The organism is Pantoea sp. RIT-PI-b, from assembly GCF_001187905.1.
Taxonomy (GTDB): domain Bacteria; phylum Pseudomonadota; class Gammaproteobacteria; order Enterobacterales; family Enterobacteriaceae; genus Pantoea; species Pantoea nemavictus.
This window is the reverse complement of the sequence record NZ_LGIS01000002.1, coordinates 1-686: the sequence shown is the minus strand read 5'-3', so window position 1 is coordinate 686 and position 686 is coordinate 1. Positions and strand designations below refer to the sequence as shown.

The 686-nt window shown below is 48.7% G+C and carries 2 tRNA genes and 1 rRNA gene; all 3 read right to left on the bottom strand.

The annotated features are described in order from the left end of the window. Nucleotides 1–238 precede the first annotated feature (238 nt). A tRNA-Ala gene (locus tag AC790_RS00030) sits at nt 239–314 on the bottom strand. A 148-nt stretch (nt 315–462) separates the two neighbouring features. Further along, a tRNA-Ile gene (locus AC790_RS00025) sits at nt 463–539 on the bottom strand. 73 nt (nt 540–612) lie between these two features. Next, nucleotides 613–686, bottom strand: a 16S ribosomal RNA gene (locus AC790_RS00020); the annotation flags it as partial.

The window sequence follows — 686 nt, the reverse complement described above, 5'->3', positions numbered from 1 at the left end:
GCCAGGGCATCCACCGTGTACGCTTAGTCGCTTAACCTCACAACCCACAGGCGTTTTGCAACGCTCGGGACTGTAAGCATTTGAGAGACTCGAACATGTTGTTATTCATTTCTTATTACGGAGAAATAAACCAACACGTCGTTTCAATTTTCAGCTTGTTCCGGATTGTTAAAGAGCATAATACTTCGCAGCACACCGTTTCCGGTACGCTCTGAAGTATTGTTTTGAGTCACTGTAATGGTGGAGCTAAGCGGGATCGAACCGCTGACCTCCTGCGTGCAAGGCAGGCGCTCTCCCAGCTGAGCTATAGCCCCATACAGTTACTGCAGAGACCACTACTACCACTCACCAGGAGTCACATTCATCAAATGAGAAATGTTAATTTCTTCTCAGGCAAGGCATGCGTAAGGGAAGTTTACTTTCGTAAACGACCGCGCGCATAACGCAGCATGAGGAGAAATTTGGTAGGCCTGAGTGGACTTGAACCACCGACCTCACCCTTATCAGGGGTGCGCTCTAACCACCTGAGCTACAAGCCTGTAGAGGTTTTTTCTGCTCGTTACTTTCTATCAGACAATCTGTGTGAGCACTTCGCGGGAAGGTATCTTCAGGTAAGGAGGTGATCCAACCGCAGGTTCCCCTACGGTTACCTTGTTACGACTTCACCCCAGTCATGAATCACAAAG